The sequence below is a fragment of the Enterobacter sp. Y17 genome (genome assembly GCF_019730495.1).
Lineage (GTDB): Bacteria > Pseudomonadota > Gammaproteobacteria > Enterobacterales > Enterobacteriaceae > Enterobacter > Enterobacter asburiae_B.
Window position 1 is genome coordinate 1,547,177 of record NZ_JAASKP010000001.1, and the last position, 25,494, is coordinate 1,572,670.

At 55.6% G+C, this 25,494-nt stretch carries 29 protein-coding genes and 2 tRNA genes; 19 read left to right on the plus strand and 12 right to left on the minus strand.

Translation table 11 applies throughout. The annotated features are described in order from the left end of the window. Window positions 1–2 precede the first annotated feature (2 nt). A complete protein-coding gene (locus tag HCH49_RS07140) occupies window positions 3–899 on the minus strand; it encodes an aldo/keto reductase family oxidoreductase (protein WP_214538324.1) in 897 nt (298 codons plus the stop codon). Between the two features lie 48 nt (window positions 900–947). Continuing rightward, entirely contained in the window at window positions 948–1,187 is a 240-nt protein-coding gene (locus HCH49_RS07145) for a DUF1289 domain-containing protein (RefSeq protein WP_008500587.1), read from the minus strand. Window positions 1,188–1,335: 148 nt separating this feature from the next. On the opposite strand from HCH49_RS07145, the gene eptA reads away from it, so the two are divergent. The 5 genes from eptA (at window position 1,336) to rnt (ending at window position 6,007) form a co-directional block, all read left to right on the plus strand. After that, window positions 1,336–2,961 (plus strand): phosphoethanolamine transferase EptA, encoded by a 1,626-nt coding sequence (gene eptA / locus HCH49_RS07150; protein WP_039262332.1) that lies wholly within the window; start codon window positions 1,336–1,338, stop codon window positions 2,959–2,961. A 41-nt stretch (window positions 2,962–3,002) separates the two neighbouring features. Next, window positions 3,003–3,602 (plus strand): TetR/AcrR family transcriptional regulator, encoded by a 600-nt coding sequence (locus HCH49_RS07155; protein WP_047061657.1) that lies wholly within the window; start codon window positions 3,003–3,005, stop codon window positions 3,600–3,602. 53 nt (window positions 3,603–3,655) lie between these two features. Further along, complete coding sequence (locus HCH49_RS07160; protein ID WP_023311356.1) at window positions 3,656–4,753, plus strand: alkene reductase; 1,098 nt, start codon at window positions 3,656–3,658, stop codon at window positions 4,751–4,753. Window positions 4,754–4,853: 100 nt separating this feature from the next. Then, window positions 4,854–5,261, plus strand: a complete 408-nt coding sequence (gene gloA, locus HCH49_RS07165) for a lactoylglutathione lyase (protein WP_063142959.1) — start codon at window positions 4,854–4,856, stop codon at window positions 5,259–5,261. A 95-nt stretch (window positions 5,262–5,356) separates the two neighbouring features. Continuing rightward, on the plus strand, window positions 5,357–6,007 hold the full coding sequence (rnt, locus tag HCH49_RS07170) for a ribonuclease T (protein ID WP_023311355.1): 651 nt from the start codon (window positions 5,357–5,359) through the stop codon (window positions 6,005–6,007). A 44-nt stretch (window positions 6,008–6,051) separates the two neighbouring features. Here rnt and grxD read toward each other — a convergent pair whose 3' ends face one another. After that, window positions 6,052–6,399, minus strand: coding sequence for a monothiol glutaredoxin 4 (gene grxD / locus HCH49_RS07175; protein WP_003832760.1), 348 nt, complete (start codon window positions 6,397–6,399; stop codon window positions 6,052–6,054). A gap of 338 nt (window positions 6,400–6,737) precedes the next feature. Here grxD and HCH49_RS07180 point away from each other — a divergent pair, with 338 nt between their 5' ends. Both HCH49_RS07180 and sodB read left to right on the plus strand, forming a co-directional pair. Then, complete coding sequence (locus HCH49_RS07180) at window positions 6,738–7,511, plus strand: C40 family peptidase (protein ID WP_045887803.1); 774 nt, start codon at window positions 6,738–6,740, stop codon at window positions 7,509–7,511. Between the two features lie 122 nt (window positions 7,512–7,633). After that, entirely contained in the window at window positions 7,634–8,215 is a 582-nt protein-coding gene (sodB, locus tag HCH49_RS07185; RefSeq protein ID WP_029739795.1) for a superoxide dismutase [Fe], read from the plus strand. Between the two features lie 38 nt (window positions 8,216–8,253). On the opposite strand, the gene HCH49_RS07190 is transcribed toward sodB, so the two are convergent. Together HCH49_RS07190 and HCH49_RS07195 are read right to left on the minus strand one after the other, a co-directional pair. Continuing rightward, window positions 8,254–9,420, minus strand: a complete 1,167-nt coding sequence (locus tag HCH49_RS07190; RefSeq protein WP_033145318.1) for an MFS transporter — start codon at window positions 9,418–9,420, stop codon at window positions 8,254–8,256. 163 nt (window positions 9,421–9,583) lie between these two features. After that, window positions 9,584–9,673, minus strand: coding sequence for a YnhF family membrane protein (locus HCH49_RS07195; protein ID WP_008500596.1), 90 nt, complete (start codon window positions 9,671–9,673; stop codon window positions 9,584–9,586). A 297-nt stretch (window positions 9,674–9,970) separates the two neighbouring features. Here HCH49_RS07195 and purR point away from each other — a divergent pair, with 297 nt between their 5' ends. Next, entirely contained in the window at window positions 9,971–10,996 is a 1,026-nt protein-coding gene (gene purR / locus HCH49_RS07200) for an HTH-type transcriptional repressor PurR (protein WP_023335431.1), read from the plus strand. A gap of 17 nt (window positions 10,997–11,013) precedes the next feature. Here purR and punR read toward each other — a convergent pair whose 3' ends face one another. Then, complete coding sequence (punR, locus tag HCH49_RS07205) at window positions 11,014–11,925, minus strand: DNA-binding transcriptional activator PunR (RefSeq protein ID WP_023311350.1); 912 nt, start codon at window positions 11,923–11,925, stop codon at window positions 11,014–11,016. A gap of 114 nt (window positions 11,926–12,039) precedes the next feature. Here punR and punC point away from each other — a divergent pair, with 114 nt between their 5' ends. Beyond that, on the plus strand, window positions 12,040–13,239 hold the full coding sequence (punC, locus tag HCH49_RS07210; protein ID WP_033145317.1) for a purine nucleoside transporter PunC: 1,200 nt from the start codon (window positions 12,040–12,042) through the stop codon (window positions 13,237–13,239). A 298-nt stretch (window positions 13,240–13,537) separates the two neighbouring features. Beyond that, the gene (gene cfa, locus HCH49_RS07215; protein ID WP_023335428.1) at window positions 13,538–14,686 is read left to right on the plus strand and encodes a cyclopropane fatty acyl phospholipid synthase; all 1,149 of its coding nucleotides are present in this window, start codon (window positions 13,538–13,540) and stop codon (window positions 14,684–14,686) included. 30 nt (window positions 14,687–14,716) lie between these two features. Here the strand turns inward: cfa and HCH49_RS07220 are convergent, their stop codons facing one another. Beyond that, the gene (locus HCH49_RS07220; RefSeq protein WP_033145316.1) at window positions 14,717–15,361 is read right to left on the minus strand and encodes a riboflavin synthase; all 645 of its coding nucleotides are present in this window, start codon (window positions 15,359–15,361) and stop codon (window positions 14,717–14,719) included. A 225-nt stretch (window positions 15,362–15,586) separates the two neighbouring features. Here HCH49_RS07220 and mdtK point away from each other — a divergent pair, with 225 nt between their 5' ends. The 4 genes from mdtK to HCH49_RS07240 all read left to right on the plus strand — a co-directional run bounded on the left by mdtK (window position 15,587) and on the right by HCH49_RS07240 (window position 18,985). Further along, entirely contained in the window at window positions 15,587–16,960 is a 1,374-nt protein-coding gene (mdtK, locus tag HCH49_RS07225) for an MdtK family multidrug efflux MATE transporter (RefSeq protein WP_033145315.1), read from the plus strand. 153 nt (window positions 16,961–17,113) lie between these two features. Further along, window positions 17,114–17,190, plus strand: a tRNA-Val gene (locus tag HCH49_RS07230). Between the two features lie 4 nt (window positions 17,191–17,194). Beyond that, window positions 17,195–17,271 (plus strand) — tRNA-Val (locus HCH49_RS07235). 118 nt (window positions 17,272–17,389) lie between these two features. Further along, entirely contained in the window at window positions 17,390–18,985 is a 1,596-nt protein-coding gene (locus HCH49_RS07240; protein WP_221702467.1) for an FAD-NAD(P)-binding protein, read from the plus strand. A gap of 28 nt (window positions 18,986–19,013) precedes the next feature. Here HCH49_RS07240 and HCH49_RS07245 read toward each other — a convergent pair whose 3' ends face one another. Both HCH49_RS07245 and HCH49_RS07250 read right to left on the minus strand, forming a co-directional pair. Beyond that, window positions 19,014–19,649, minus strand: a complete 636-nt coding sequence (locus HCH49_RS07245; protein WP_023311344.1) for a carbonic anhydrase — start codon at window positions 19,647–19,649, stop codon at window positions 19,014–19,016. 72 nt (window positions 19,650–19,721) lie between these two features. Further along, window positions 19,722–20,504 carry an MBL fold metallo-hydrolase gene (locus HCH49_RS07250; RefSeq protein WP_221702468.1) on the minus strand — a complete coding sequence of 261 codons (783 nt, stop codon included), beginning with the start codon at window positions 20,502–20,504 and terminating at the stop codon, window positions 19,722–19,724. A 125-nt stretch (window positions 20,505–20,629) separates the two neighbouring features. Between HCH49_RS07250 and HCH49_RS07255 the strand changes: the two genes are divergently transcribed. Next, the gene (locus HCH49_RS07255; RefSeq protein ID WP_003857665.1) at window positions 20,630–20,770 is read left to right on the plus strand and encodes a hypothetical protein; all 141 of its coding nucleotides are present in this window, start codon (window positions 20,630–20,632) and stop codon (window positions 20,768–20,770) included. Window positions 20,771–20,862: 92 nt separating this feature from the next. On the opposite strand, the gene HCH49_RS07260 is transcribed toward HCH49_RS07255, so the two are convergent. Continuing rightward, complete coding sequence (locus HCH49_RS07260; protein WP_014831607.1) at window positions 20,863–21,030, minus strand: hypothetical protein; 168 nt, start codon at window positions 21,028–21,030, stop codon at window positions 20,863–20,865. 245 nt (window positions 21,031–21,275) lie between these two features. On the opposite strand from HCH49_RS07260, the gene HCH49_RS07265 reads away from it, so the two are divergent. The 4 genes from HCH49_RS07265 to HCH49_RS07280 are packed head-to-tail and all read left to right on the plus strand — an operon-like array spanning window position 21,276 to window position 24,370. Continuing rightward, entirely contained in the window at window positions 21,276–22,106 is an 831-nt protein-coding gene (locus tag HCH49_RS07265) for an ABC transporter substrate-binding protein (protein ID WP_221702890.1), read from the plus strand. 2 nt (window positions 22,107–22,108) lie between these two features. After that, a complete protein-coding gene (locus HCH49_RS07270) occupies window positions 22,109–22,924 on the plus strand; it encodes an amino acid ABC transporter ATP-binding protein (RefSeq protein WP_211437903.1) in 816 nt (271 codons plus the stop codon). Then, window positions 22,924–23,700 carry an amino acid ABC transporter permease gene (locus HCH49_RS07275; protein ID WP_047061649.1) on the plus strand — a complete coding sequence of 259 codons (777 nt, stop codon included), beginning with the start codon at window positions 22,924–22,926 and terminating at the stop codon, window positions 23,698–23,700. Before HCH49_RS07270 ends, HCH49_RS07275 begins: the two co-directional genes overlap by 1 nt. Next, window positions 23,684–24,370, plus strand: a complete 687-nt coding sequence (locus HCH49_RS07280) for an amino acid ABC transporter permease (protein WP_032657777.1) — start codon at window positions 23,684–23,686, stop codon at window positions 24,368–24,370. Before HCH49_RS07275 ends, HCH49_RS07280 begins: the two co-directional genes overlap by 17 nt. Here the strand turns inward: HCH49_RS07280 and fumD are convergent. Further along, window positions 24,351–24,560, minus strand: coding sequence for a fumarate hydratase FumD (gene fumD / locus HCH49_RS07285; RefSeq protein ID WP_008500615.1), 210 nt, complete (start codon window positions 24,558–24,560; stop codon window positions 24,351–24,353). The genes HCH49_RS07280 and fumD overlap by 20 nt on opposite strands. Before the next feature lie 110 nt (window positions 24,561–24,670). After that, a complete protein-coding gene (locus HCH49_RS07290; protein ID WP_008500616.1) occupies window positions 24,671–25,483 on the minus strand; it encodes a MetQ/NlpA family ABC transporter substrate-binding protein in 813 nt (270 codons plus the stop codon). Window positions 25,484–25,494 lie beyond the last annotated feature (11 nt).

Below are 25,494 nucleotides of genomic sequence, written 5' to 3' on the forward strand. Positions count from 1 at the left end.
GTTTATGGTACGTCGTAACCCAGCGCGGCCTTACGGATGCGGAACCACTGCTGACGGGTCATCTGCAGCTCTTCAGCGGCCAGCGCAGAACGCACGCGTTCTATTTTGCCGGAGCCGATAATGGGCAGCGGTTTTGACGGCAGGCGCAGGATCCATGCGTAAACCACCTGTTCAATGCTCTCCGCGTTCAGTTCGCGGGCGATGGTTTCAAGCTCGTTGCGCAGCGGCTGGAATTCCTCATCATTAAACAGACGTCCGCCCCCCAGGCAGGACCACGCCATCGGGCGAATGCGCAGCTGCTGCAGCTGATCGAGCGTACCATCCAGCAGCAGCGGCTGGTGTACCGGGGAGATCTCAACCTGGTTGGTGGCGAGGGTGAACGGCAGACGAGACTGAAGCAGCGCAAACTGTGCCGGGGTAAAGTTAGAGACGCCGAAGTGACGCACTTTTCCACTCTGATGCAGGTTCAGGAAGGCTTCCGCCACCTCATCGGCATCCATCAGCGGGTCGGGGCGATGGATTAACAGCAGATCGATACGATCGGTCGCCAGATTGATCAGCGACTGCTCGGCGCTCTTGATGATATGCGCGCTGTCGGTAATGTAATGACCGAGGGCATGTTCAGGTTTTGCCGTGGTGGCAATCCCACACTTCGTGACGATCTCCATGCGGTCGCGCAGGGCCGGAACAAGCTTAAGCGCCTCGCCGAACGCGGCCTCGCACTGGTAGCCACCGTAAATATCCGCATGATCGACCGTGGTGATGCCTAAATCGAGGTGCTCTTCAATAAAGCTCGCCAGCTGGAGCGGGGACATATTCCAGTCCATCAGACGCCAGTAGCCCATCACAAAACGGGAGAATTCTGGCCCCTGGGGGGCAAGGGTAATTCGCTGAACCATAACATTTTCCTCAAGGACGTAATGTCATGAGTATACGCAATTACCGTGTTAAAAAAGTGAAGGTTGCTGGGGTTCTTCGGTCTCACCCGCTTTGTTTGCGCGTATTTTGCGCAGAAGACGCTGTCGGCAGAGGCGTAACACCTCCTGCTTTTGCGTGTCGCTAAAGTTTTGCCAGTTAAAACGCTCATCGCGGGTACGCATGCACCCGCGGCAATATCCGCGTTCATCGACCTGACAAATACCCCGGCACGGGCTCTGGATGGGGAAAAACTCCAGCTGCTCTGCCACACTCACCTCCCGATAGCTACTCTCACCTACAGTGAAGACGTTAATCGCGTCGCGTGCAAGGCCGTATCACAGATTTGTGGCATTAAGGTTTCACTAATCTTCCCTCTCTATACTCGGCCCATCATGACAATAACGGGTTTACCGATCGATGTGGTTAATCAGAAAGTTACAATGTAACGACATTAAATTTACTCTGGGCTGTGCACTCTTTTTTACTCTGCTGAACGGGCTGTTTATCCAGCGCAGCTGGGCCATTATCGGCCCAGTGCATCTGCACGACTTCCTCTTTGCCGCCTCCGTCCCGCTGGTGCTGTTTTGCGGCTGGGTGATTGTCTTTAGCCTGCTTAACATCCCGTATCTCCGCAAGCCGCTGCTGATTGTATTGACGATCGGATGCGCCGCGGCGACCTATTTCATGTATACCTACGGCGCGGTGATCGACCAGAACATGATTGTGAACGTGTTCGAAACCAACTCTCAGGAAGCGACCGCCCTGGTGACCCCGCAGATGATTCTGTGGATTGTCATAGCCGGCCTCGTGCCTTCCGTGGTGCTGGCGTTGACCCGGATTCGTACCGGAAAATGGTGGTACGCGCTGCTGACACGCGTTGCCGCGATGCTCGGCGCTCTGCTGGTGATTATCCTGATTGCCGCGCTGTTTTATAAAGATTACGCGTCGCTGTTCCGCAATAACAAAAGCATCGTCAAAATGGTCACCCCAGCGAACTATGTTAGCGCCGTGGTGAAGTACAGCAAAATGCGCTGGTTTGCCGGCGATCAAACGCTGGTGCGCATTGGTGAAGATGCCCACAAAGGGTCACTGATTACCGGCCAACAAAAGAAAACCGTTCTGGTGCTTGTCGTCGGCGAAGCCTCTCGCGCGGCAAACTACTCCCTGAACGGTTACGAACGCGAAACCAACCCGGAGCTGAAAAAGCAGGACGTGATTAACTTCCCGCAGGCCTCCTCATGTGGTACCGAAACCGCGGTTTCCGTTCCGTGCATGTTCTCCGGCATGACGCGCAGCAAATACGATGCCGACCTGGCTCACCATCGCGAGGGGCTACTCGACGTGCTTAAGCATGCGGGTATCAACCTGCTGTGGCGCGACAACGACGGCGGCTGTAAAGGTGCCTGCGATCGCGTGCCCCATACCGACATGACGCAGTGGCAGCTGGATCAGTTCTGCAAAGACAAATCCTGTATTGACGATGTGAACTTTTATCGTCTGGACAACGTGCTGGATGGCGTGAAGCAAGATACGGTGCTGGTTATCCACCTGATGGGGAGCCACGGTCCGGCATACTATCGCCGTTACCCGGACAACTTCCGTAAATTCACCCCAACCTGCGATACCAATGAAATTCAGGATTGCGACCATCAGGCGCTGATCAATACCTATGACAACACTATCCTCTATACCGACAGCATGGTCAGTAAAACCATTGATGCGCTGAAAGCGCGCCAGTCGAGCATGAACACCGCGCTGATTTATCTCTCAGATCACGGTGAATCGCTGGGCGAAAGCGGTATTTATCTGCACGGCACGCCGTACATGCTGGCACCGGAGCAGCAAACGCATATTCCGTTTATGTTCTGGCTGTCACCGGATTACGCGAAAAACTTTGGCGTCAACGAACAGTGTTTGCGCGACAATGCAGCAAAAAATGCGGTTTCCCAGGACAATTTATTCTCAACCGTATTGGGTATGATGGACGTGAAATCAACCGTTTATCAACCGCAGCTGGATATACTGAGCGCATGTCGCCAGTAAACTCGCTTGCATTAGACCGAACGGTCTATTAGAGTGCGGCCATGAGCAGAAATACTGAACACGATACCCGCGAACATTTACTGGCAACCGGCGAGCAGCTTTGCATGCATCGCGGGTTTACCGGTATGGGGTTGAGCGAGCTTTTAAAAACCGCTGAGGTACCGAAGGGGTCGTTTTATCACTACTTCCGGTCCAAAGAGGCTTTTGGCGTAGCGATGCTGGAGCGTCATTATGCTGGCTACCACCAGCGCCTGGCGACCCACTTTGCGTCGGGTGAAGGTAACTACCGGGATCGTGTTCTGAACTACTATCAGGAAACGCTGAACCAGTTCTGTCAGCAGGGCATTATCAGCGGTTGCCTGACCGTTAAGCTGTCTGCAGAAGTGTGCGATCTTTCTGAAGATATGCGCACGGCGATGGATAAAGGTGCCCGCGGCGTTATCGCCCTCCTGGCCCAGGCGCTGGAGAAAGGCCGCGATGAAAAAACGCTGGCCTTTTCCGGCGAGCCGTTAACCCAGGCGCAGGTGTTATATGCGCTCTGGCTAGGCGCTAACCTGCAGGCAAAAATCTCGCGCAGTGCCGTGCCGCTGGAAAGCGCGCTGGCACATGTGAAAAACAGCATTACTGCGCCTGGCATTTAACAGGCGTTTTTATTTACCCAACTACTAGTCGACTGGTCTACTCAGGAGTCTTTATGTCCGCTGAAAAATTATTTACCCCACTGAAAGTAGGTGCCGTCACTGCGCCAAACCGCGTGTTTATGGCTCCACTTACCCGCCTGCGCAGTATTGAGCCGGGCGACATCCCAACCCCACTGATGGGTGAATACTATCGTCAGCGCGCAAGCTCTGGCCTGATCATCACCGAAGCCACGCAGATTTCCGCTCAGGCTAAAGGCTATGCGGGTGCGCCGGGTCTTCACAGCCCGGAACAGATCGCCGCATGGCAGAAAATCACCGCGGGCGTTCACGCTGAAGAGGGTCGCATTGCGGTCCAGCTTTGGCATACCGGTCGTATCTCTCACAGCAGCATTCAGCCTGGCGGCCAGGCTCCGGTCTCCGCTTCGGCCCTGAGCGCAAATACCCGTACTTCCCTGCGTGATGAAAACGGCAATGCGATCCGCGTGGATACCTCTATGCCGCGCGCGCTTGAGCTGGATGAAATTCCGGGTATCGTGAACGACTTCCGCCAGGCCGTGGCCAACGCCCGTGAAGCCGGTTTTGACCTGATTGAGCTGCACTCCGCCCATGGCTACCTGCTACACCAGTTCCTGTCACCGTCGTCCAACCATCGCACCGACCAGTACGGCGGCAGCGTCGAAAACCGCGCTCGCCTGGTGCTGGAAGTGGTTGACGCCGTATGCCAGGAGTGGAGCCCGGATCGTATCGGGATCCGCGTCTCCCCAATCGGTTCTTTCCAGAACGTCGACAACGGTCCGAACGAAGAAGCCGATGCCCTGTACCTGATCGAAGAACTGGCTAAACGCGGCATCGCCTATCTGCACATGTCCGAGCCGGACTGGGCTGGCGGTAAGCCTTACACGGACGCTTTCCGTCAGAAAGTGCGCGAGCGTTTCCACGGGGTGATCATCGGTGCGGGGGCTTATACCCCGGAGAAAGCCGAAGATCTGATCGGCAAAGGGCTGATCGATGCCGTCGCGTTTGGCCGCGACTACATCGCCAACCCGGATCTGGTTGCCCGTCTGCAGAAAAAAGCGGCCCTGAATCCGCAGCGCCCGGAAAGCTTCTACGGCGGCGGCGCGGAAGGCTACACCGACTACCCTTCTCTGTAATCTCGCCATTGTTCATTGATAGCGGCGATACTTCGCCGCTATACTAAAACATCGTTTCTGTTCAAAAAGACAGTCTATTCCATTGGTTAATGAGGAAATTATGCGCCTACTTCACACCATGCTGCGCGTTGGCGACCTGCAACGTTCCATTGATTTCTACACTAACGTCCTGGGCATGAAGCTGCTGCGCACCAGCGAAAACCCGGAATACAAATACTCGCTGGCGTTCGTGGGTTACGGCCCGGAAACGGATGAAGCGGTGATCGAGCTGACCTACAACTGGGGCGTAGACAGCTATGAGCTGGGCACCGCCTACGGCCACATCGCGCTGGAAGTGGACAACGCGGCCGAAGCGTGTGAACGCATTCGCAGCAGCGGCGGTAACGTTACGCGCGAAGCGGGTCCGGTAAAAGGTGGCACCACCGTGATTGCGTTCGTGGAAGATCCCGACGGTTACAAAATCGAACTGATTGAAGCCAAAGACGCGGGTCGCGGTCTGGGCAACTGATCCCTCAGGGCGCAACATGCGCCCGTAGTTTTACTGCATCACCCTGCAAAATTTGCCATAATGCGCTCTGCTTTTTCCCCTTGTAAGAGACCCTGATGTCCGATAACGCTCAATTTAGCGGTCTGTGCGACCGTTTTCGTGGTTTTTATCCCGTTGTCATTGATGTAGAAACAGCCGGATTTAACGCTAAAACCGATGCGCTGCTCGAAATTGCCGCCATCACGCTGAAGATGGATGAACAGGGCTGGCTTACACCGGACACCACGCTGCATTTCCACGTTGAACCTTTCGAAGGGGCAAACTTACAGCCGGAAGCGCTGGCGTTTAATGGTATCGATCCGCATAACCCGCTGCGTGGTGCAGTCAGTGAATATGATGCGCTGCACGCCATTTTTAAAATGGTGCGTAAAGGCATGAAAGAGAGTAACTGCAGCCGCGCCATCATGGTGGCCCATAACGCCACCTTCGATCACAGCTTTACCATGGCCGCCGCGGAGCGCGCCGCGCTCAAACGCAACCCCTTCCATCCTTTTGTAACCTTCGACACCGCCGCGCTGAGCGGCCTGGCTCTGGGACAAACGGTGTTATCTAAAGCCTGCATCACGGCGGGTATACCTTTTGACGGCACGCAGGCGCATTCCGCTTTATACGACACGGAGCGCACCGCAGAGCTGTTCTGTGAGATCGTTAACCGCTGGAAGCGTCTTGGCGGCTGGCCGCTGCCGATGGGCGACAGCGAAGAATAAAAAAAAGCGACCTTATCAGGTCGCTTATTTATTTGCGCAGAAAATTACTCTGCGTCCGGCTCTTCAGTTTTGTACTTCGCCGCCGTCTCTTTGATCAGCTGCTGCAGTTCGCCGCGCTGATACATTTCAATCAGGATATCGCAGCCGCCAACCAGCTCACCGTCTACCCACAGCTGTGGGAAAGTCGGCCAGTTAGCGTACTTAGGCAGCTCAGCGCGGATGTCCGGGTTCTGCAGGATATCAACGTAAGCAAAACGCTCACCACAGGCTGACAGCGCCTGAACCGCTTGTGCGGAGAAGCCGCAGCTTGGCAGCTTCGGAGAACCTTTCATATACAGCAGAATTGGGTTTTCAGCGATCTGGCGCTGGATTTTTTCAATAGTGGTGCTCATGTCTTGCTTCCTTTAACTTCTGTTACGGCATTCGTCTGACATTGTAGCGGTTCAGACTGGCATCGGAAAATAACATTTTTGTCACGTTTATACATTCTACCCCGAGTCACGAAAAGTTGCATTGCAAATGGTGTTTACCCCTGCGGCGGTCAGGGTTTTGCTTAGGGAGTGGGCAAATGTGCGACAGAACGATGAATTTTTTTGCACTTGCTAACGAAACACGATTGTAGATTGAAAAATGCTATTAACTTTCTGGGTTTTTATAGATTAGAATCGACGGGCTTTGTAAATCACACGCGGGTATTATTGATGACCTGCATTTATCAGGGGACTGCCCAGTGGCGCGGATAAATAAAATCTCGATCACGCTCTGTGCTTTACTGTTTACTTCACTCACTTTCACGCCAGTGGCAAACGCCTCTCAGCAGGCGCGGCATTCTGCTGTACAAAAAAACCATCTGGTGAAAGCCACAGAACGTAAGAAAAAAACCACCGCTAAGAACGACAAGAAAAAAACAACAGCTCAGACGAAACAGACCGCTTCCAGCAAGACGAAAACAAAACCTTCCCGCACTGCCCACTCCGCTAAAAGTAAAGCTTCGCAAACCGCCGCTAACCTCGTTACTGAAAAATGCATCACGCGTAAAGGCCACAAGGCGAAATGCACGAAGGTCACGAAAATAGCGGAAGTGCATAAAGTGCGCGTACAGAAAGCGCAAAAAACCGCGATGAACAAACTGATGGGGCAGATTGGCAAACCTTATCACTGGGGTGGCAGCTCGCCGCGTACCGGGTTTGACTGCAGCGGCCTCGTCTATTACGCCTATAAAGATCTGGTCAAATTCCGCATTCCTCGTACCGCCAATGAGATGTACCACCTGCGCGATGCCTCACCGGTTGACCGCGGTGAACTGGAAAACGGCGATCTGGTGTTCTTCCGCACCCAGGGTCGCGGCACGGCTGACCACGTCGGCGTGTATGTCGGCAACGGGAAATTCATCCAGTCTCCCCGTAGCGGCCAGGATATTCAGATCACTTCTCTCAGTGAAGACTACTGGGTACGCCACTACGTCGGCGCGCGTCGCGTGATGACGCCAAAAACCATTCGCTAACCCCTGCCCTGCCGCATCCGTGGCAGGGTAAGTTCCTCTTTTGCATACCCTTTCAATTTGCTATCCTGTCCATGTTGTCTGTGTGGTTATTGGCAACACAAAATACAATAAGGAGAGAAGCAATGTCGTTCGAATTACCTGCACTACCGTATGCAAAAGACGCCCTGGCACCGCACATTTCTGCGGAAACCCTGGAATATCACTACGGCAAGCATCACCAGACGTACGTCACCAACCTGAACAATCTGATCAAGGGCACCGATTTTGAAGGCAAAACGCTGGAAGAGATCGTCCGCAGCTCAGAGGGTGGCGTCTTTAACAACGCCGCTCAGGTGTGGAACCACACCTTCTACTGGCACTGCCTGGCGCCAAATGCCGGCGGTGAACCTGTCGGTGAACTGGCTACCGCTATCAATGCCGCATTTGGCAGCTTCGCGGATTTCAAAGCGAAATTTACCGATGCAGCCATCAAGAACTTCGGCTCTGGCTGGACGTGGCTGGTTAAAGAGGCGGATGGCAAACTGGCTATCGTGTCCACCTCTAATGCGGGTACCCCGCTGACCACCAGCGCGAAGCCGCTGATGACCGTGGACGTGTGGGAACACGCTTACTACATTGACTACCGCAACGCGCGTCCGAACTACCTGGAGCACTTCTGGGCACTGGTTAACTGGGACTTTGTCGCGAAGAACTTCGCCGCGTAAGAGACACGCAGAAGGGTTCGCCCTTCTGCGTTTTTAGTTTACTCCGCAGCACAGGCTGCTTCAGGCTGTTTACGACCCGACATCATCACCAGCAGCAGGCCGAGCGCGGCAATAATCGCCCCCATCACCGGCACAAAGCTGTACCCCAGACCACCTGAAATCACGGCCCCACCGGCCGCCGCGCCCAGGGCATTACCCAGGTTAAACGCACCGATATTCACGGAAGATGAAAGTCCCGGCGCCTCGTGCGCGACACGCATTACGCGCATCTGCAGCGGCGGCACCACGGCGAAAGTGGCGGCTCCCCAGACGACCATCGCAATCGCGGCCCCGAACTCATTACGCGCCAGCCATGGAATGGCAACCATGATGACAATCAGCAGGGTTAAGAAGCCCTTCAGCGTCCCGCTCACGGAACGGTCGGCAAATTTCCCGCCGAGATAGTTGCCGATCGAGAAGCCCACGCCAATCAGCACCAGCATCGCGGTAACGAAGAGAGGCGTTGCGTGGGTGATATCGTGCAGTACCGGTGAAATATAGGTGTAGAGGGTAAACATCGCCCCTGCCCCCAGCACGGTGGTGAGCAGCGCGGAGAGCACCTGCGGGCGCATCAGCACCGCCAGCTCTTTACGCACTTCCGGACGTTCTCCGGCGCTTCCTTTCGGCAGGGAGAAGAACAGCGCCACCATTGCAACCACGCCCAGCCCGGCCGTCGCCAGGAAAGACATACGCCAGCCGATCGCTTCTCCCAGCCAGGTTGCCGCAGGCACCCCGCCGATATTGGCAATCGTCAGCCCCATAAACATGGTTGCTACGGCGCTCGCCTGCTTGTGTTTTGGCACCACGCTGGCAGCCACAACCGATCCCAGCCCAAAGAACGCGCCATGGTTAAGGCTGGTCAGAATGCGCGACAGCATCAATGTGGTGTAGTCCGGCGAAATGGCCGAAAGCACGTTGCCCAGGGTGAAAATCGCCATCAGGAAAATCAGCGCATTGCGGCGCGCGCGGTGTGAAAGAAGAAGCGTCATCAGCGGCGCCCCGACCATCACGCCGATAGCGTAGGCGCTGATTAACATCCCTGCCGCAGGGATAGAGACATCTACGCCGCGGGCAATAACAGGCAGTAACCCCATCGGGGAGAATTCAGTGGTGCCAATCCCAAAAGCGCCAATCGCCAGGGCCAGCAGGGGATAATTGATTTTCATGCGTCAACTCCGGATGCCGTGTCATGTGGTGACACAGAACAAAGAAGCAGAAAGCATGACATCAATCACAAAAAATGAGAAGTTAACAAAATGGCAAAAGATTTTTGCCAGAGAAGTAACAATCCGGGGAGTCGGGAGGGAGAAGGCTCTCCCTCCGCGTAAATCAGTGCAGCGCAGCCGTCAGACCGGCCGCAACAATCAGAGCCAGCACAACAACGGTGGTGAACAGCGAAAACTTAAGATCGGAACTCATCAATTTTTCTCCTTTTAATCCCCACACGAAAAGTGAGCTTGCTCATTTTTGCACAGATTACGTCAAAAATCTTCCTGGATTTATACTGATAACCACTTTACCTCTTCCCCTTTTCATCAAGATAGGACAAAATTCCACGCTAAATTTATTAGCGTACCGGCCATTGACCCCCTCCTGACGTCCCGTGTCGTTTTCCCGGCGTGCCGCAATTCAAGATTGCGAGATAAGGGTGAGAGAAGGCAAACGTTTACCTTCAAGTTTTTCAGGAGCTTAGGATATGGTCTGGAGTGACATTTAATGGCAACAATTAAAGACGTAGCAAAACGCGCAAACGTTTCCACTACAACCGTATCACATGTAATTAACAAAACCCGCTTTGTGGCGGAAGAGACGCGCAACGCCGTCTGGGCAGCGATCAAAGAGCTGCACTATTCGCCAAGTGCGGTTGCGCGTAGCCTCAAGGTTAATCACACCAAATCCATTGGATTGCTGGCGACCAGCAGTGAAGCGGCCTATTTTGCCGAGATCATTGAAGCGGTCGAAAAGAACTGCTTCCAGAAAGGCTATACCCTGATTCTGGGCAACGCGTGGAACAGCATTGAAAAACAGCGTGCCTACCTGTCGATGATGGCGCAAAAGCGCGTTGATGGCCTGCTGGTGATGTGTTCCGAGTACCCGGAATCCGTGCTGTCGATGCTGGAAGAGTATCGCCATATTCCGATGGTGGTGATGGACTGGGGCGAAGCGCGCGCAGACTTTACCGATTCCGTTATCGATAACGCCTTTGAAGGCGGCTATATGGCCGGTCGTTATCTGATCGAACGCGGCCACCGCGAGATTGGCGTGATCCCCGGTCCGCTGGAGCGCAACACCGGCGCGGGCCGTCTGGCCGGTTTTATGAAAGCGATGGAAGAAGCGTTGATCAACGTGCCGGAAAACTGGATTGTGCAGGGTGACTTTGAGCCGGAATCGGGCTACCGCGCGATGCAGCAGATCGTCTCCCAGCCGCACCGTCCGACCGCCGTGTTCTGCGGGGGCGACATTATGGCCATGGGCGCGCTATGCGCTGCCGACGAGCTGGGCCTGCGCGTACCGCAGGATATTTCCGTGATCGGGTATGACAACGTGCGTAACGCGCGTTTCTTCACCCCGGCGCTGACCACCATTCACCAGCCGAAAGATTCGCTGGGCGAAACGGCCTTCAACATGCTGATGGACAGGATCGTCAACAAACGCGAAGAGTCGCAGTCTATTGAAGTTCACCCGCGTCTTATCGAACGCCGTTCCGTTGCGGACGGTCCGTTCCGCGACTACCGTCGTTAATCGCTTTACGGGGCCAGCTATGCTGGCTCCCGTAACCATTCCCGGTTCAGCGTTTCGCTGTCTCCCAGATAATCCAGCAGCCAGGCCATCGCAGGCGAGACGTCATTTTGCTGCCATGTGAGGCAGCAGGCCGCATCCGGGAACGGATTCTCCAGCGTCAGCTCAACCCACTCTCCGGTATCGATGCGCGGACGCGCGAAATGAACGGGCACCATCGCGACGCACAGCCCGGCGCTGAGGCACGTCGCCGACGATTCCCAGTCAGGGGCCACCACCCGCCGCTGGTTGTCCAGAAGCCAGGTGATACGCTTGGGCAATGAACGGGACGTATCCTCCAGCACCAGCGACGGCCAGTTGCGCAGCGTGTCATCGCTGAGCGGCCCTTCCATCGCCGCCAGCGGATGGTCGCTTGCCACCACGCATTTCCAGCTCAGCATCCCCATATCGCGAAAAGCGTAACGTCCCCCGACCGGGATCGCCTGCGTAGCCCCAATCGCCATCTCTGCCCTGCCGTCCGCCAGCGCATCCCAGACGCCGTTGAACACCTCCTGCGAGACCCGCAGCTCGACGTCAGAGAAATGACGGTAGAAATCGACGATCATCTGCCGGGTGCGTTCCGGCTTAACGATGTTATCCACCGCGATGGAAAGATGCCCCCGCCAGCCGTTAGCGATCTGCTGACACTGTTCGCGGGTGATCTGCATTTTTTTGATAACAGAACGCCCTTCCTTCAAAAACCACGCGCCTGCGGGCGTTAATTCCACATCACGATGCCGCCGTTCAAACAGCGGAACCGCCAGCCACTCCTCCAGCTGGCGCACCGTGTAGCTTATTGCCGAAGGGACGCGGTGCAGCTCCTGCGCCGCACCGCTGAAGCTGCCGTTACGTGCAACAGCATCGACCACTTCAAGAGAATAATCTGACCACATTTTCTGCCTGCAAATTTTTTGAATGCACCCGCCAAATATTAGCGTTTCACAAGCGGCTTTGCACTCCCTACACTCAGCGCCAATGTATACCTGCCTCCTCAGGAGAATAAAATAATGCAACCCAGGAACGGTTTTTTAGTCTGGCTCGGCGGCTTGAGCGTGCTGGGCTTTTTGGCCACCGATATGTACCTGCCGGCGTTTGCCGCCATGCAGGAAGATTTGCAAACGCCTGCTGCCGCCATCAGCGCCAGCCTGAGCTTATTCCTCGCCGGTTTTGCCTTCGCACAGCTGCTCTGGGGACCGCTCTCGGATCGCTTTGGTCGTAAACCGGTGCTGTTGCTGGGCCTGGCCATTTTTGCCGTGGGCTGCCTGGGAATGTTATGGGTACGCGATGCCACCTGGCTGCTGGTGCTGCGTTTTATTCAGGCCGTGGGCGTCTGTGCCGCGGCAGTGACATGGCAGGCGCTGGTCACCGACTATTACCCGGCTAACCGCACAAACCGTATTTTCGCCACCATTATGCCGCTGGTGGGTCTCTCACCGGCCCTCGCTCCCCTGCTGGGCAGCTGGATCCTCGCGCATTTCGACTGGCAGGCCATTTTCGCCACGCTGTTTGCAATTACCCTGGTACTGATGCTGCCGGCGTTCGCCCTCAAGCCCGCGCATAAAAAAGAAGCGCATGCAGACGCGAAGCCGATTACCTTCACGTCTCTGCTCAGCACCAAAGCGTATCGCGGGAATGTCCTGATCTATGCCGCCTGCTCGGCAAGCTTCTTCGCGTGGCTCACCGGCTCGCCGTTCATTCTGCACGATATGGGTTACAGCCCGGCAGCCATCGGCCTGAGCTATGTTCCGCAGACCATCGCGTTCCTGGTAGGCGGGTACGGCTGTCGCGCGGCGCTGCAAAAGTGGGAAGGTCAGCAGATGCTGCCGTGGCTGCTGGTGCTGTATGCGCTGAGCGTTATCGGGACCTGGGCCGTTGGCTTTATTCCTGGCGCCGGTCTGGCCGAAATTTTGATCCCATTCTGCGTGATGGCCGTTGCGAACGGGGCGATTTACCCTATCGTTGTAGCCCAGGCGCTGCGTCCCTTCCCGCAGGCAACAGGCCGCGCCGCCGCGCTGCAGAATACCCTGCAGCTGGGGCTGTGCTTCCTGGCAAGCCTGGTTGTATCGGCGCTGATTGCCACGCCGCTCCTGACCACCACCAGCGTGATGCTGGTGACCGTTGCGTTGGCGGTGTTGGGCTATCGCATGCAGGCCTCCGCGCAGCGTGCGCAGGAAAAGAGTGCTCAGGTTGAAACGTCACATGCCTGATTGCGCCAGAAATCATGTTAATTTTCAGTGATTAGGTTGCTAAGAATTTTCTATTGAATCACCAAATTTTGAGGCCTATACTAAATTTGGTTCGATTAAATACGATAAATATTAAGTGTTAACGGGAGCCGGAGTGCTCCCGTTTTACCATGGAAGGCATTTCGGCAAGGGTTATCTCCCTTCCTCTGTTCTACGTCGGATATTAGCCTCGCGGTATTTACCGTGAGATTTCTCACAAACCAAAAAAAGCGTCTACGCTGTTTTAAGGTTCTGATCACAGTAGGGTGATGGAGAAGCTATGAGTTCATCGTGTATAGAAGAAGTCAGCGTTCCGGACGATAACTGGTCCCGGATCGTCAGTGAACTGTTAGGTCGAGCAGGCATCACTATCAATGGATCATCGCCATCCGATCCTCAGGTTAAACATCCCGACTTTTTTAAACGCGTGCTGCGAGAGGGATCGTTAGGCCTGGGAGAAAGCTACATGGACGGCTGGTGGGAGTGCGAACGTCTGGATACCTTTTTCGCCAGCGTGCTGCGTGCCGGTCTTGAAAATCAACTCCCTCGCAATCTGAAAGACACCCTGCGCGTCGCCTCTGCCCGACTGTTCAATCTGCAAAGTAAAAAACGCGCGTGGATCGTTGGTAAAGAACACTACGATCTTGGCAACGACCTGTTCAGCCGTATGCTGGACCCTTTCATGCAGTACTCCTGCGCCTACTGGAAAGAGGCGTCGACGCTTGAAGAGGCCCAGCAGGCCAAGCTGCGTCTGATTAGCGAGAAGCTGCAGCTCCAGCCCGGAATGCGCGTGCTGGATATCGGTTGCGGCTGGGGCGGGCTGGCGTATTTTATGGCGAAGCACTATGGCGTCAGCGTCGTCGGCGTCACGATTTCAGCGGAACAGCAAAAAATGGCGCGGGAACGCTGCCAGGGCCTCGATGTGGATATCCGGCTGCAGGATTACCGTGATCTTAACGAACAGTTTGACCGGATCGTTTCCGTCGGCATGTTCGAGCACGTCGGGCCGAAAAACTACGCTACCTATTTTGAGGTGGTGGATCGGAATCTGAAACCGGACGGTATCTTCCTGCTGCACACCATCGGCTCTAAGCGGACCGACAATAACGTCGACCCGTGGATCAACAAATACATCTTTCCGAATGGCTGTTTACCGTCCGTCCGCCAGATTGCCAACGCCAGTGAACCCCATTTCGTGATGGAAGACTGGCATAACTTTGGCGCGGATTACGACACCACGTTGATGGCCTGGCATGCGCGTTTTCAGGAAACCTGGCCTGAGATTGCGGACAACTATTCTGAACGATTCAGGCGGATGTTTAGCTATTATCTGAATGCCTGCGCGGGGGCGTTTCGCGCACGGGATATTCAGCTCTGGCAGGTGGTATTCAGCCGTGGGATTGAACACGGATTACGTGTCGCACGCTAAAAAATAACCCCGGATGCCCGGGGTTATTTTTTATTCTTCTTCTGTGGCGGTCTTTATTATCGCCGCTTCTTTTGCTGCCAGCACGCGCTCAACCGTATCCACTACCGCCTGGGTTTGCGGATCGATTTCAATATTCACGCGATGCCCCAGTTTTTTGGCGCCCAGCGTGGTGCGCTGCAGCGTTTCAGGAATTAAATGCACGCAAAAACGCGTTGGCGTTACTTCACCCACCGTCAGGCTAATCCCGTCAATGCCAATAAATCCTTTATAGAGGATGTATTTCATTAATGAAGGATCCTGCATTTTAAACCAGATTTGACGGTTATTTTCCGAGGTCACGATTTTTGCCACTTCAGCGGTGGTCATGATGTGCCCGGACATCAGGTGGCCGCCAATCTCATCGCTGAACTTCGCCGCCCGCTCAACGTTGACGGTATCTCCCACCGCCAGCTCGCCAAGGTTGGTGATGCGCAGCGTCTCTTTCATTAAATCAAAGCTAATCTGGTTGCCGTTAATTTCGGTAACGGTCAGGCAGCAGCCGTTATGGGCAATCGACGCGCCTGTTTCAATGCCCTCAAGCATATATTCCGGCAGCTCAACAACATGAGTACGGAAATTAGGTTTTTCATCAATGGACACCACTTTGGCGGTGCCCTGCACAATACCAGTAAACATGCTTACAACTCCTGTTTTTTCCGGACGGTGGTGACACCGTTTAATCCCACCACAATAACAGTTGGAAAAAGAGGTTGCCAGCGGAGCGCATTTTCTGGCGATTTTTTCACTAGATAAATAGCTAAAGCCCGCTACAATAGCTGGCACCCCCCTGCATTTTCTTCTTGCTGCCCGTTTCGGCGGCTTTTTTAGTCTCTCAAATAACAACAAAATAAAGGTGTTCACGTGCAGAAGTACATGAATGAAGCGCGCCAGCTATTGGCACTGGCTATCCCAGTGATCGTCGCGCAAGTGGCCCAGACCGCAATGGGATTTGTGGATACGGTAATGGCAGGTGGCTATAGCGCCACCGATATGGCGGCCGTTGCTATCGGCACGTCAATCTGGCTTCCGGCCATCCTGTTCGGCCACGGTCTGCTGCTCGCGCTCACGCCGGTTATCGCTCAGCTCAATGGCTCGGGTCGTCGCGAGCGCATTGCCCATCAGGTTCGTCAGGGTTTCTGGCTGGCAGGGTTTGTTTCCGTGCTGATCATGGTCGTGCTCTGGAACGCGGGCCACATCATTCGCGCTATGCATAACATTGACCCGGCACTGGCTGATAAAGCCGTGGGCTATCTGCGCGCCCTGCTCTGGGGTGCGCCCGGCTACCTCTTTTTCCAGGTGGCGCGTAACCAGTGTGAAGGCCTGGCGAAAACCAAGCCCGGGATGGTGATGGGCTTCATCGGTTTACTGGTCAACATTCCGGTGAACTACGTGTTTATTTACGGTCATTTCGGGATGCCGGAGCTCGGCGGCGTCGGCTGCGGCGTGGCGACGGCAGCCGTTTACTGGGTGATGTTCTTCTCCATGATCGCCTTTGTAAAACGCGCCCGTTCCATGCGCGATATTCGCAACGAGAAAAGATTTAGCACGCCGGACTGGAACATCATGACGCGTCTGGTGCAGTTAGGGTTACCGATCGCCCTCGCGCTGTTCTTTGAGGTGACCCTGTTTGCCGTGGTCGCCCTGCTGGTCTCCCCGCTGGGCATCGTGAACGTGGCCGGGCACCAGATTGCGCTGAACTTCAGCTCCCTGATGTTCGTCCTGCCGATGTCGCTGGCGGCGGCGGTCACGATCCGCGTCGGCTTCCGCCTGGGCCAGGGCTCAACGCTTGATGCGCAAACGGCCGCCCGGACCGGGCTGGGCGTCGGCGTCTGCATGGCTGTCTGTACGGCGCTCTTTACCGTTGCATTACGCGAGCAGATTGCCCTGCTCTATAACGACAACCCGGAAGTGGTCACGCTGGCATCGCACCTGATGCTGCTGGCCGCAATTTACCAGATCTCTGACTCCATCCAGGTGATTGGCAGCGGCGTGCTGCGCGGATATAAAGACACGCGCTCCATCTTCTTTATCACCTTCATCGCCTACTGGGTGCTGGGTCTGCCGTGTGGCTATATCCTGGCGCTTACCGATCTTGTGGTGGATCGCATGGGTCCGGCAGGGTTCTGGATGGGCTTTATCATCGGCCTGACGTCGGCGGCGATTATGATGATGATGCGAATGCGCTTCCTGCAGCGCCAGCCATCAACGGTCATTTTGCAACGCGCGGCACGTTAACGACGCGGTAGCCGCCGCCCGGCGGCTACTTTCTCTTCACTTTGCGCGGTAATGAAGCAATCGCGTGAAATCAGAGAGAAAAATGCATTTTCCCTCTTGCCACCTCGATGCTGTGCCGCTAATATTCGTCCCCGTTGTCAGCGACAACACGTTGCGTTCATAGCTCAGTTGGTTAGAGCACCACCTTGACATGGTGGGGGTCGTTGGTTCGAGTCCAATTGAACGCACCATTCTGCGTCCGTAGCTCAGTTGGTTAGAGCACCACCTTGACATGGTGGGGGTCGGTGGTTCGAGTCCACTCGGACGCACCATTTCAGTCCTGAAATGGTGCAAATCCTCTTCTGATATCCTGAATTTTCCTAATCCCTTATTTTCATCATTGTTCTCCTGCTACGCTTTTCTTATGGAAAAAAAACAGGAAGAACGTCGATGAAGAAAATCGCGATTATTGGCTCCGGCCCCACAGGGATTTATACTTTTTATCATCTCCTTAAAAACAGCAAGCCGCTCTCAGTTTCCATCTTTGAACAATCCGAAGACGCTGGCGTGGGTATGCCCTATAACGACGACGATAACTCCCGGCTGATGCTGGCGAACATTGCGAGCATTGAAATCCCGCCCATTTTTATGACCTACCTCGACTGGCTGAAGGATCAGAGCGAAGCTCATCTGGCGCGCTTTAAGGTCGATACAACCCGCCTGCATGACCGACAGTTCCTGCCCCGGCTTCTGCTGGGCGAGTATTTTCGCGACAGCTTTCGTTCAATCGTGAAAGAGGCCAGAAAGCTGCGGTTTCAGGTTGATGTCCATGAATCCGCCCAGGTCACCGATATCGTGCCCACGAAAGAAGGGGTCACGCTTTCCGTCAACGACAGCGCCTTTCCTGAACGCTTCGACCTTGCGGTTATCGCAACCGGCCACGTCTGGCCAGAAGAGGACGAAGCCACGCGCGCGTTCTTTCCAAGCCCCTGGTCCGGTCTGATGGATGCCAGTATTCCTCCCTGCCGCGTCGGTATCATGGGGACATCGTTAAGCGGTCTCGACGCGGCCATGGCGGTAGTGATGCAGCACGGTGAATTTCGTGATGATAAATTCGTGCTGGATAAAGGCAGCGACGCGTTGAAGATTGTCCTGATGTCCCGAACGGGTATTCTGCCGGAAGCCGATTTTTACTGCCCTATTCCTTATGAACCGCTGTCGGTCTTAACCGAATTCGTGGTTGAAAACGAGATCGCCAAAGGTTCGGATGGCCTGCTCGACCGTATATTTACCCTGATGGTGAAAGAGCTTCAACTCGCTGACCCGACGTGGTGTGAGAAAATATCCCTGCATAAGCAGAATGCGGACAGCATTCGTGAGGCCTGGTTTGAGGATCGTAAACGGCACGGCCCCTTTACCTGGGCGGAAGAAAATCTCAACGAGGTGGAGCGGAACAAACGCGAGCGGCGCACCGTAGCCTGGCGCTATACCGTCCTTCGGCTGCATGAGGTGGTTCAGGAGATTGTTCCCCACCTCAACGAACGGGACAGAGAGCGCTTTAAGCAAGGCCTCGCCCGCGTATTTATCGACAACTATGCGGCCATCCCTCCGCAGTCTATCCGCAGGCTGCTCGCGCTTCGCGAAGCCGGCATCATCAGCGTGGCGACGCTCGGTGACGATTACGCGCTGGACGTTGGCAGCGATCGAACGGTAATCACCACACAAGAGACCGTTTACCGTTTCGACGTGTTTATTGATGCGCGCGGGCAGAAGCCGCTCAAAACGAAAGATCTGCCCTTTCCGACGCTGCGCAAACAGCTGGAAGCCACGGGCGAAGAGATTCCCGACGTCGGTGAGGATTACACCTTAAAAGCGCCTGACGCCGTTCGCGGACGCATTGCCTTCGGCGCGATACCGTGGCTGATGCACGATCGTCCCTTCGTTCAGGGGCTGGCGGAGTGTGCAGAGATTGCGGAAGCAATGGCAAAGGCGGCGGAAAAACCCGCGTCGGTATCGCGGCGCAGATTACCGTATATCGAGAACTGACAGGGCTTCCATGCCCTGCTGTCGCGGATTACTCGAAGAAGACTTCTGGGTTTTCAGACAGCGAAACGAAGGTTTTCGTCGCTTTATCCAGGGCAAGAATTTTGCCGCTTTCAATGTCGTACACCCAGCCGTGCAGTCGGATGGAGTTATTACGCAGGCCCACCGCGACGGACGGGTGGGTCTTAATGTTGCTCAGCTGCGCAAACACGTTCTCCTGCACCATCGCATTGACTTTATCGATTGGTTTATCCCAGGTTTTCTTCTCAACCACGGCTTTCGCCGCGTCAGAATAGCGCAGCCAGTGTGACACAGCAGGCATCGGCTCCAGGTTCGCGTTATCGGCAATCGCCTTCATCGCGCCACAGTTGGAGTGACCGCAAATCACGATATCCGTGACGCCCAGCGCCACCACGGCGTATTCGATGGTTGCAGACACACCGCCAGGCTCCGGCCCGAATGGCGGCACGATGTTGCCAGCATTACGAATGACAAAGAGTTGTCCTGGCTCTTGCTGGGTGACCAGTTCCGGGACCAGACGGCTGTCGGAGCATGAGATGAACAGCGCTTTGGGATTCTGGCTGGACGCTAAACTGCGGAAGAGTTCTTTACGTTGCGGGAAAATCTCTTTTTGAAAGCTGAGAAAACCTTCAATGATATGTTGCATAGCAATGTCTCTTTTATCTGTTTTAGTTTAGGCATGATCGAGATCACACTCGTAAAGTTTACCCATCGTGGTTTACTTCAGACAAGCAATATATTTCTGGCCCGACCGCTGCACAATCTCGTCCGCACTGGCCGGGATGTTCTGCCCTTCAAACGCGCCGTAAAGACGTTCGAAGGTTTTCCTTTCGAGATGACTCACCACCGACGCCACGGTGCGGGCCGGCAGCGGAAGATAATTCGGGTAGCTCCACATAAACGAGACGGCGTCTTTACCCGGCGTGACCTGCAGAATATCGCCCACCAGCAATACCCCATCCCCCTCCTGCCAGTGCAGCACCGTTCCACCGGCAAAATGCCCGCCCAGACGCAGCAAGGTGACCGACGGGAAAATCTCCAGCGCATCCCCCTCCCAGAAATGAATGGCCGGGCTGTCGCGCATGACCCACTCTCTGTCGCTGGCGTGCAGGTAAACCGGCGCATCAAACGCCGCAGCCCACTCCTGCATCGTGGTGTAATAGTGCGGATGTGAAATAGCAATCGCGCTGATGCCGCCGAGGGCGGTAATGAGCGTTTTGGTTGCGGGGTCGAGGTTGGCGATGCAGTCCCAGAGGATATTGCCGTGGGCCGTTTGCAGGAGCAGCGCCCGCTGGTTGATCGCAAACGCGGGGACCGTTTTGATCCCAAACAGCCGCGGCTCCAGCTGCTGCCATTTGTTGGTATGCGTGGTGGTGACGGTGTCGAAATCGGTCCACGCCTGGCCCGTGGCGGGCACGTACTGACGCTCATCCTCGCAAATCGGGCATCTGTCCGGGCGGGCATCGTAGGCGGTTCCGCAGGTTTTACAGAGTGTAATCATGTGCTCTCCTCAGCGATAAAGCACTGAGTATGGCAGGGATTATCCTTATGTGCTGCGAGGTACATTGCTGGCTTTTTTTGCCCTATACTGTGCCAGTATCAAAAACTGAACAGAGCAGGTGCCACATGGAAATTGATCTCGATAACTTAGTCTTTAACGGTCTGGATGAAGCCGAAGAGCGTAATGCCGAACGTCTGGATGATGCAGACAAAAAAGCGCAGGCGATTGTCGCCGACGACGACTGCGGCGACGCCTGCAAAATCTAATAAAAAAGCACCGGGAAACCGGTGCTTTTTTATTTCACTCGTTAAACGTCACGCACACCTCGTTCCAGTACGTTTCGCGCGTGCGGCGCAGTTCAGCGTGACGTTTTATCATGGAACCACTCCGGGTCAATGTTGGCAACGTCGACGCCATACAGGCTGGCGACAGGCAGGATTGACTCAAGAACACGTTGCGCGCTGTTCTCCGCATTCACTGGTCGGGTCGCAAAAAACCGCCGTAACGTGCTGATCCATTTTTTCATCGTCTTACCCTCTCTCGCCGTGTCTGATCTCAGTTAAGCACTCAAATGCCGCGCGGGGGAAATACCAAAATCCACTGTCGATGTGCAGGATCTGCAAATAGCATCCCGTTCTTTTCACTCTTCATTAACACGTTGTTCACTAATGCTTTTTTGCTCGTAGCAAAGAACGATTTCTTATTTGGCGATAGCTTTCGCTTATGGGAGCGTAGCGGGGTAAAACAAAAACTACGGGATGGCGAATGACTATGGCAGCAAATATGAAAGGGTTTACCAAACGGACACTGGTTCTGGCATTACTGGCGGCGGGGAGCCTGCTTTCAGCGCAGGCACAGGCCGATCAGCTGGCGGATATTAAGGCCGCAGGGGTGGTGAAAGTGGCCACGTTTGACGCCAACCCGCCGTTTGGCTCTATTGATGCCAAAACGCACGAGATCGTGGGTTATGACGTGGACTTCGCCAAAGCGCTGGCAAAATCGCTCGGCGTGAAGCTTGAACTGGTTGCCACCAATCCGGCTAACCGTATTCCGCTGCTGCAGTCCGGAAAAGCCGATCTGATCGTGGCGGATATTACTATCACTCCGGAACGCGCGCAGGTGATTGATTTCTCAACGCCTTACTTTGTCACCGGTCAGCAGTTCCTGGTGCCGGCTAAATCACCGGACAAGCTTGATGACTACAGCCGGGCGCGTATTGGCGCGGTCAAAGGAACGACGGGCGAGCAGGCGCTGCACCAGCGTTTCCCGCAGTCACGCGTGCTCTCGTATGACGATATTCCGCTGGCGCTGACGGCGCTGCGCAACGGTAACGTACAGGCCATCACCCAGGACAGCACCATTCTGGCCGGTCTGCTGGCGCAGGCGCCGGATAAAGCGAACTTTAAAATCCTGCCCGATCTGCTCAGCAAAGAAGAGATTGGCGTTGGGGTGAAGAAAGGTGAAACGGCGCTGCTGAAGGCCGTTAACGACGAGCTGATTAATCTCGAGAAGAACGGTCAGGCAGCAAAAATCTACGATGTCTGGTTTGGCCCAAACACGCCTTCCCCACAGCCTCGCGCCTTTAAAATAGAAGCCAGATAATTATGCTCTCAGGTTTATTTTCACACTCCGCGGCCGGTGCCGCGGATTTTTCACATCTGGAACAGGCCAGCGTCGAGTTTCGTCATGTGGACAAACGCTACGGTGACCATCAGGTTTTAAACGACATTAACCTCACCATCACGCCCGGTGAAGTGGTCGCCATCCTCGGCCCTTCGGGTTCCGGTAAATCCACCCTGATTCGTCTTATCAACCAGCTTGAAACCCTGAGCGGCGGAGAGATTCTGGTCGACAACAAGCCTACCGCAAAGCTCTCCGGTACCGGGCTGCGCCAGCTGCGCAGCCGCGTGGGGTTTGTGTTCCAGCAGTTCAATCTTTACGCCCACCTCACCGCCAGCCAGAACATTACCCTGGCGCTGGAGCACGTTCACGGCTGGAAGCCGCAGCCAGCTCAGGAGCGCGCGCTGGCCCTGCTGGAGAAGGTCGGGATGCTGGAAAAAGCCCACCATTTCCCGACGGAGCTTTCCGGTGGACAGCAGCAGCGCGTCGCGATTGCCCGCGCCCTGGCCTCTTCACCGCAAATCATTCTGTTTGATGAACCCACCTCTGCGCTGGATCCGGAGATGATTGGTGAAGTGCTGTACGTGATGAAAGCCCTCGCCCACAGCGGGATCACGATGATCGTGGTGACCCACGAGATGCAGTTTGCCCGGGAAATTGCCGACCGGATTGTCTTTATCGACGGCGGGCAAATTCTGGAAACCGCGCCGCCGGCACAGTTTTTCAGCCAGCCGTCGCATCCGCGCGCGCAGCGGTTCCTGCAGAAGGTGCTCAACCCGCTGCATCAGGAGCATCTGTAATGCCCGCGCTCGACTGGCAGGGGGTACTGACCGGACAGCCTCTGCAGTGGATACTCTCCGGATTCCTCACCACCCTGTGGGTCACGCTTGCCGGAATGCTGCTGGCCAGCCTGCTCGCACTGCTCTTTATGCTCCTGCGCCTCTCCGGCGGCCGCCCCGGGAACGCGGTTGTCAGCAGCTGGGTGTCGCTGTTTCGCAATACGCCGCTGCTGGTGCAGCTGCTGTTCTGGTATTTTGCCGCCTGGAACGGATTACCGCAGGCGTTCCGCGACGCGGTGAACGCGGATCACAGCTGGTCAATTCTGCCCGGCGACGTCTGGTGGTTTACGCCCGAATTTTTATGTTCTGCCTGGGGGCTGGGGGTCTTTACCTCGGCGTTTTTAATCGAAGAGGTGGAGGCGGGGTTACGTTCCGTGCCTGCCGGACAGCGTGAGGCGGCGCTCGCGCAGGGATTCTCCGCGTGGCGTCTGTTTCGTTACATCCTTCTGCCGCAGGGCCTGGCCAACGCCTGGCAGCCGGTCGTGGGCCAGTACCTAAATCTGATGAAGCTCTCCTCGCTCGCGAGCGGGATTGGCTTTGCCGAGCTGACCTATCAGGTCAGGCAGATCGAGAGCTATAACGCGCACGCCCTGGAGGCGTTTACCCTCGGAACCGCACTCTATCTGCTGACCGGCCTGGTCATGGGGCTGGTGCTGGTTCGCATCGGGCCTGACGCGAAACGTAAACGCCCAGGCGTCGCCACCACAGGGAGTGAAAAACATGATTGCCGGACTTAACGTCATCACCGATAACCTCGACTATCTGCTGTGGGGACGCGCGGCAACGGGTGAACCGGGGGGCGTATTGCTGTCGTTGATGATGGCTGCCGGGGCCGCCGTCATCGCCCTGCCCGGTGGGATAGTGCTCGCGTGTCTGGCCTGGCGCTTTACCGGGCTCGTGCGAAAGGCCCTCTTTTTATGGGCAGAGCTGATCCGCGGTATCCCGCTCATCTTCGTGATTTTCTGGATGTGGTATCTGCTGCCGCTTATGACCGGGGGCGATCTGCCGGGAGCGCTGACCGTCACGCTGGCCCTGGCCTGGTTTACCGCGGCAACGGTGATGCACTCGGTGCTGGCCGGGCTTAACGCGCTACCGTCAGGACAATATGAGGCCGCACTGTCACAGGGATTCAGCACGCAGCAAACCCTCCTGCGCGTGCTGCTGCCGCAGGCGCTGAGGAATATTCTGCCGTCGCTGGTGGGGATTTTTATCAGCCTGCTGAAGGATACGTCGCTGGCGTTTATCGTGAACGTACCGGAACTGACCACGGTGGCGGGACAGGTCAACAACCGGGTGCAAATCTACCCGGCGGCCATTTTTATCTTTACGGGCGTGGTCTACTACCTGCTCTGCTGCTCGCTCGAACAGCTTGCGAAACGCTGGCGCATTACCCGGCCAGCGCTTTAACCACCGTTTCCATCGCTTCGGTTGTCAATTCACTGCGTTTAACGCGCTGGTTCGCCAGCGCGGTACGCAGGACTCCGGCAATGACAATATGCTTTGGCTCCTGCCCTAAATCACGCATCTCAAGCACCACCTTCCCGACCACCCGGCACATTTCCTGGTACAGCGCTTCATCTTTGGTCACGTTACCCATCGTCATCACTCCATTGCCTGTTAAACGTTGAGCTTAAATGATTCTCCTGCCGGATACAAAAAAGAAGCCCGGCGAGAGACTCGCCGGGCTTCATCTGTAAAATCAGTAAATTAGTTGTTTACTGGGATGACCGCGCCTTTGTACTTGGTGCGGATCCAGTCCTGAATCTCTTTCGAGTGCAGCACGTTCACCAGCGCAACGATATCTTTCTTCTTCTCGTCACCGCGATGCACGGTAATGATGTTGGCGTACGGGTTGTTTTCACCGCTCTCTACCGCAATCGGGTCGTGAACCGGATCCAGACCGGCGTCAATCGCGTAGTTGGCGTTAATCACCACCGCATCGCCTTCGTTGTTGTTGTACATCTGCGGCAGCAGAGAGGCTTCCACGTTCGGCGTGAACTTCAGCTTTTTCGGGTTCTCAACGATGTCGCTGATGCGCGCGGTCACTTTATCGATGCCCGGCTTCAGCTTGATCACGCCCTCTTTCTCGAAGATGGAGAGAATACGCCCCTCTTCAGAAACCGCGTCACGCATGATGATCTTGCCGCCTTCCGGCAGGTCTTTCAGCGACTTGTATTTTTTGGAGTAGATGCCGATTGGCTCAATGTGGATCGCGCCCGCACTGACGAAATCGTAGTCTTTATCGCCCGCATGATCCTTAAGCACGCTGTTCAGGTAAGGAATGTGCTGGAAATAGTTCGCGTCGATGTCATGACCCGCCAGCGCGGTGTTCGGCAGAATGTAGTCCTGGAACGGTTTAATCTCCAGGTCGATACCCTGCTTCGCCAGAATCGGCTTAGCCTGCTCCAGAATTTCGGCGTGCGGCGTGTTGGATGCGCCCACGGTCAGGGTGTCGGCCCAGGAGGCGAAGCTCAGGGCGCTCAGGGTTGCGGCGGCGATCAGTGTCAGTGTTTTTTTCATGATGTGGTTCC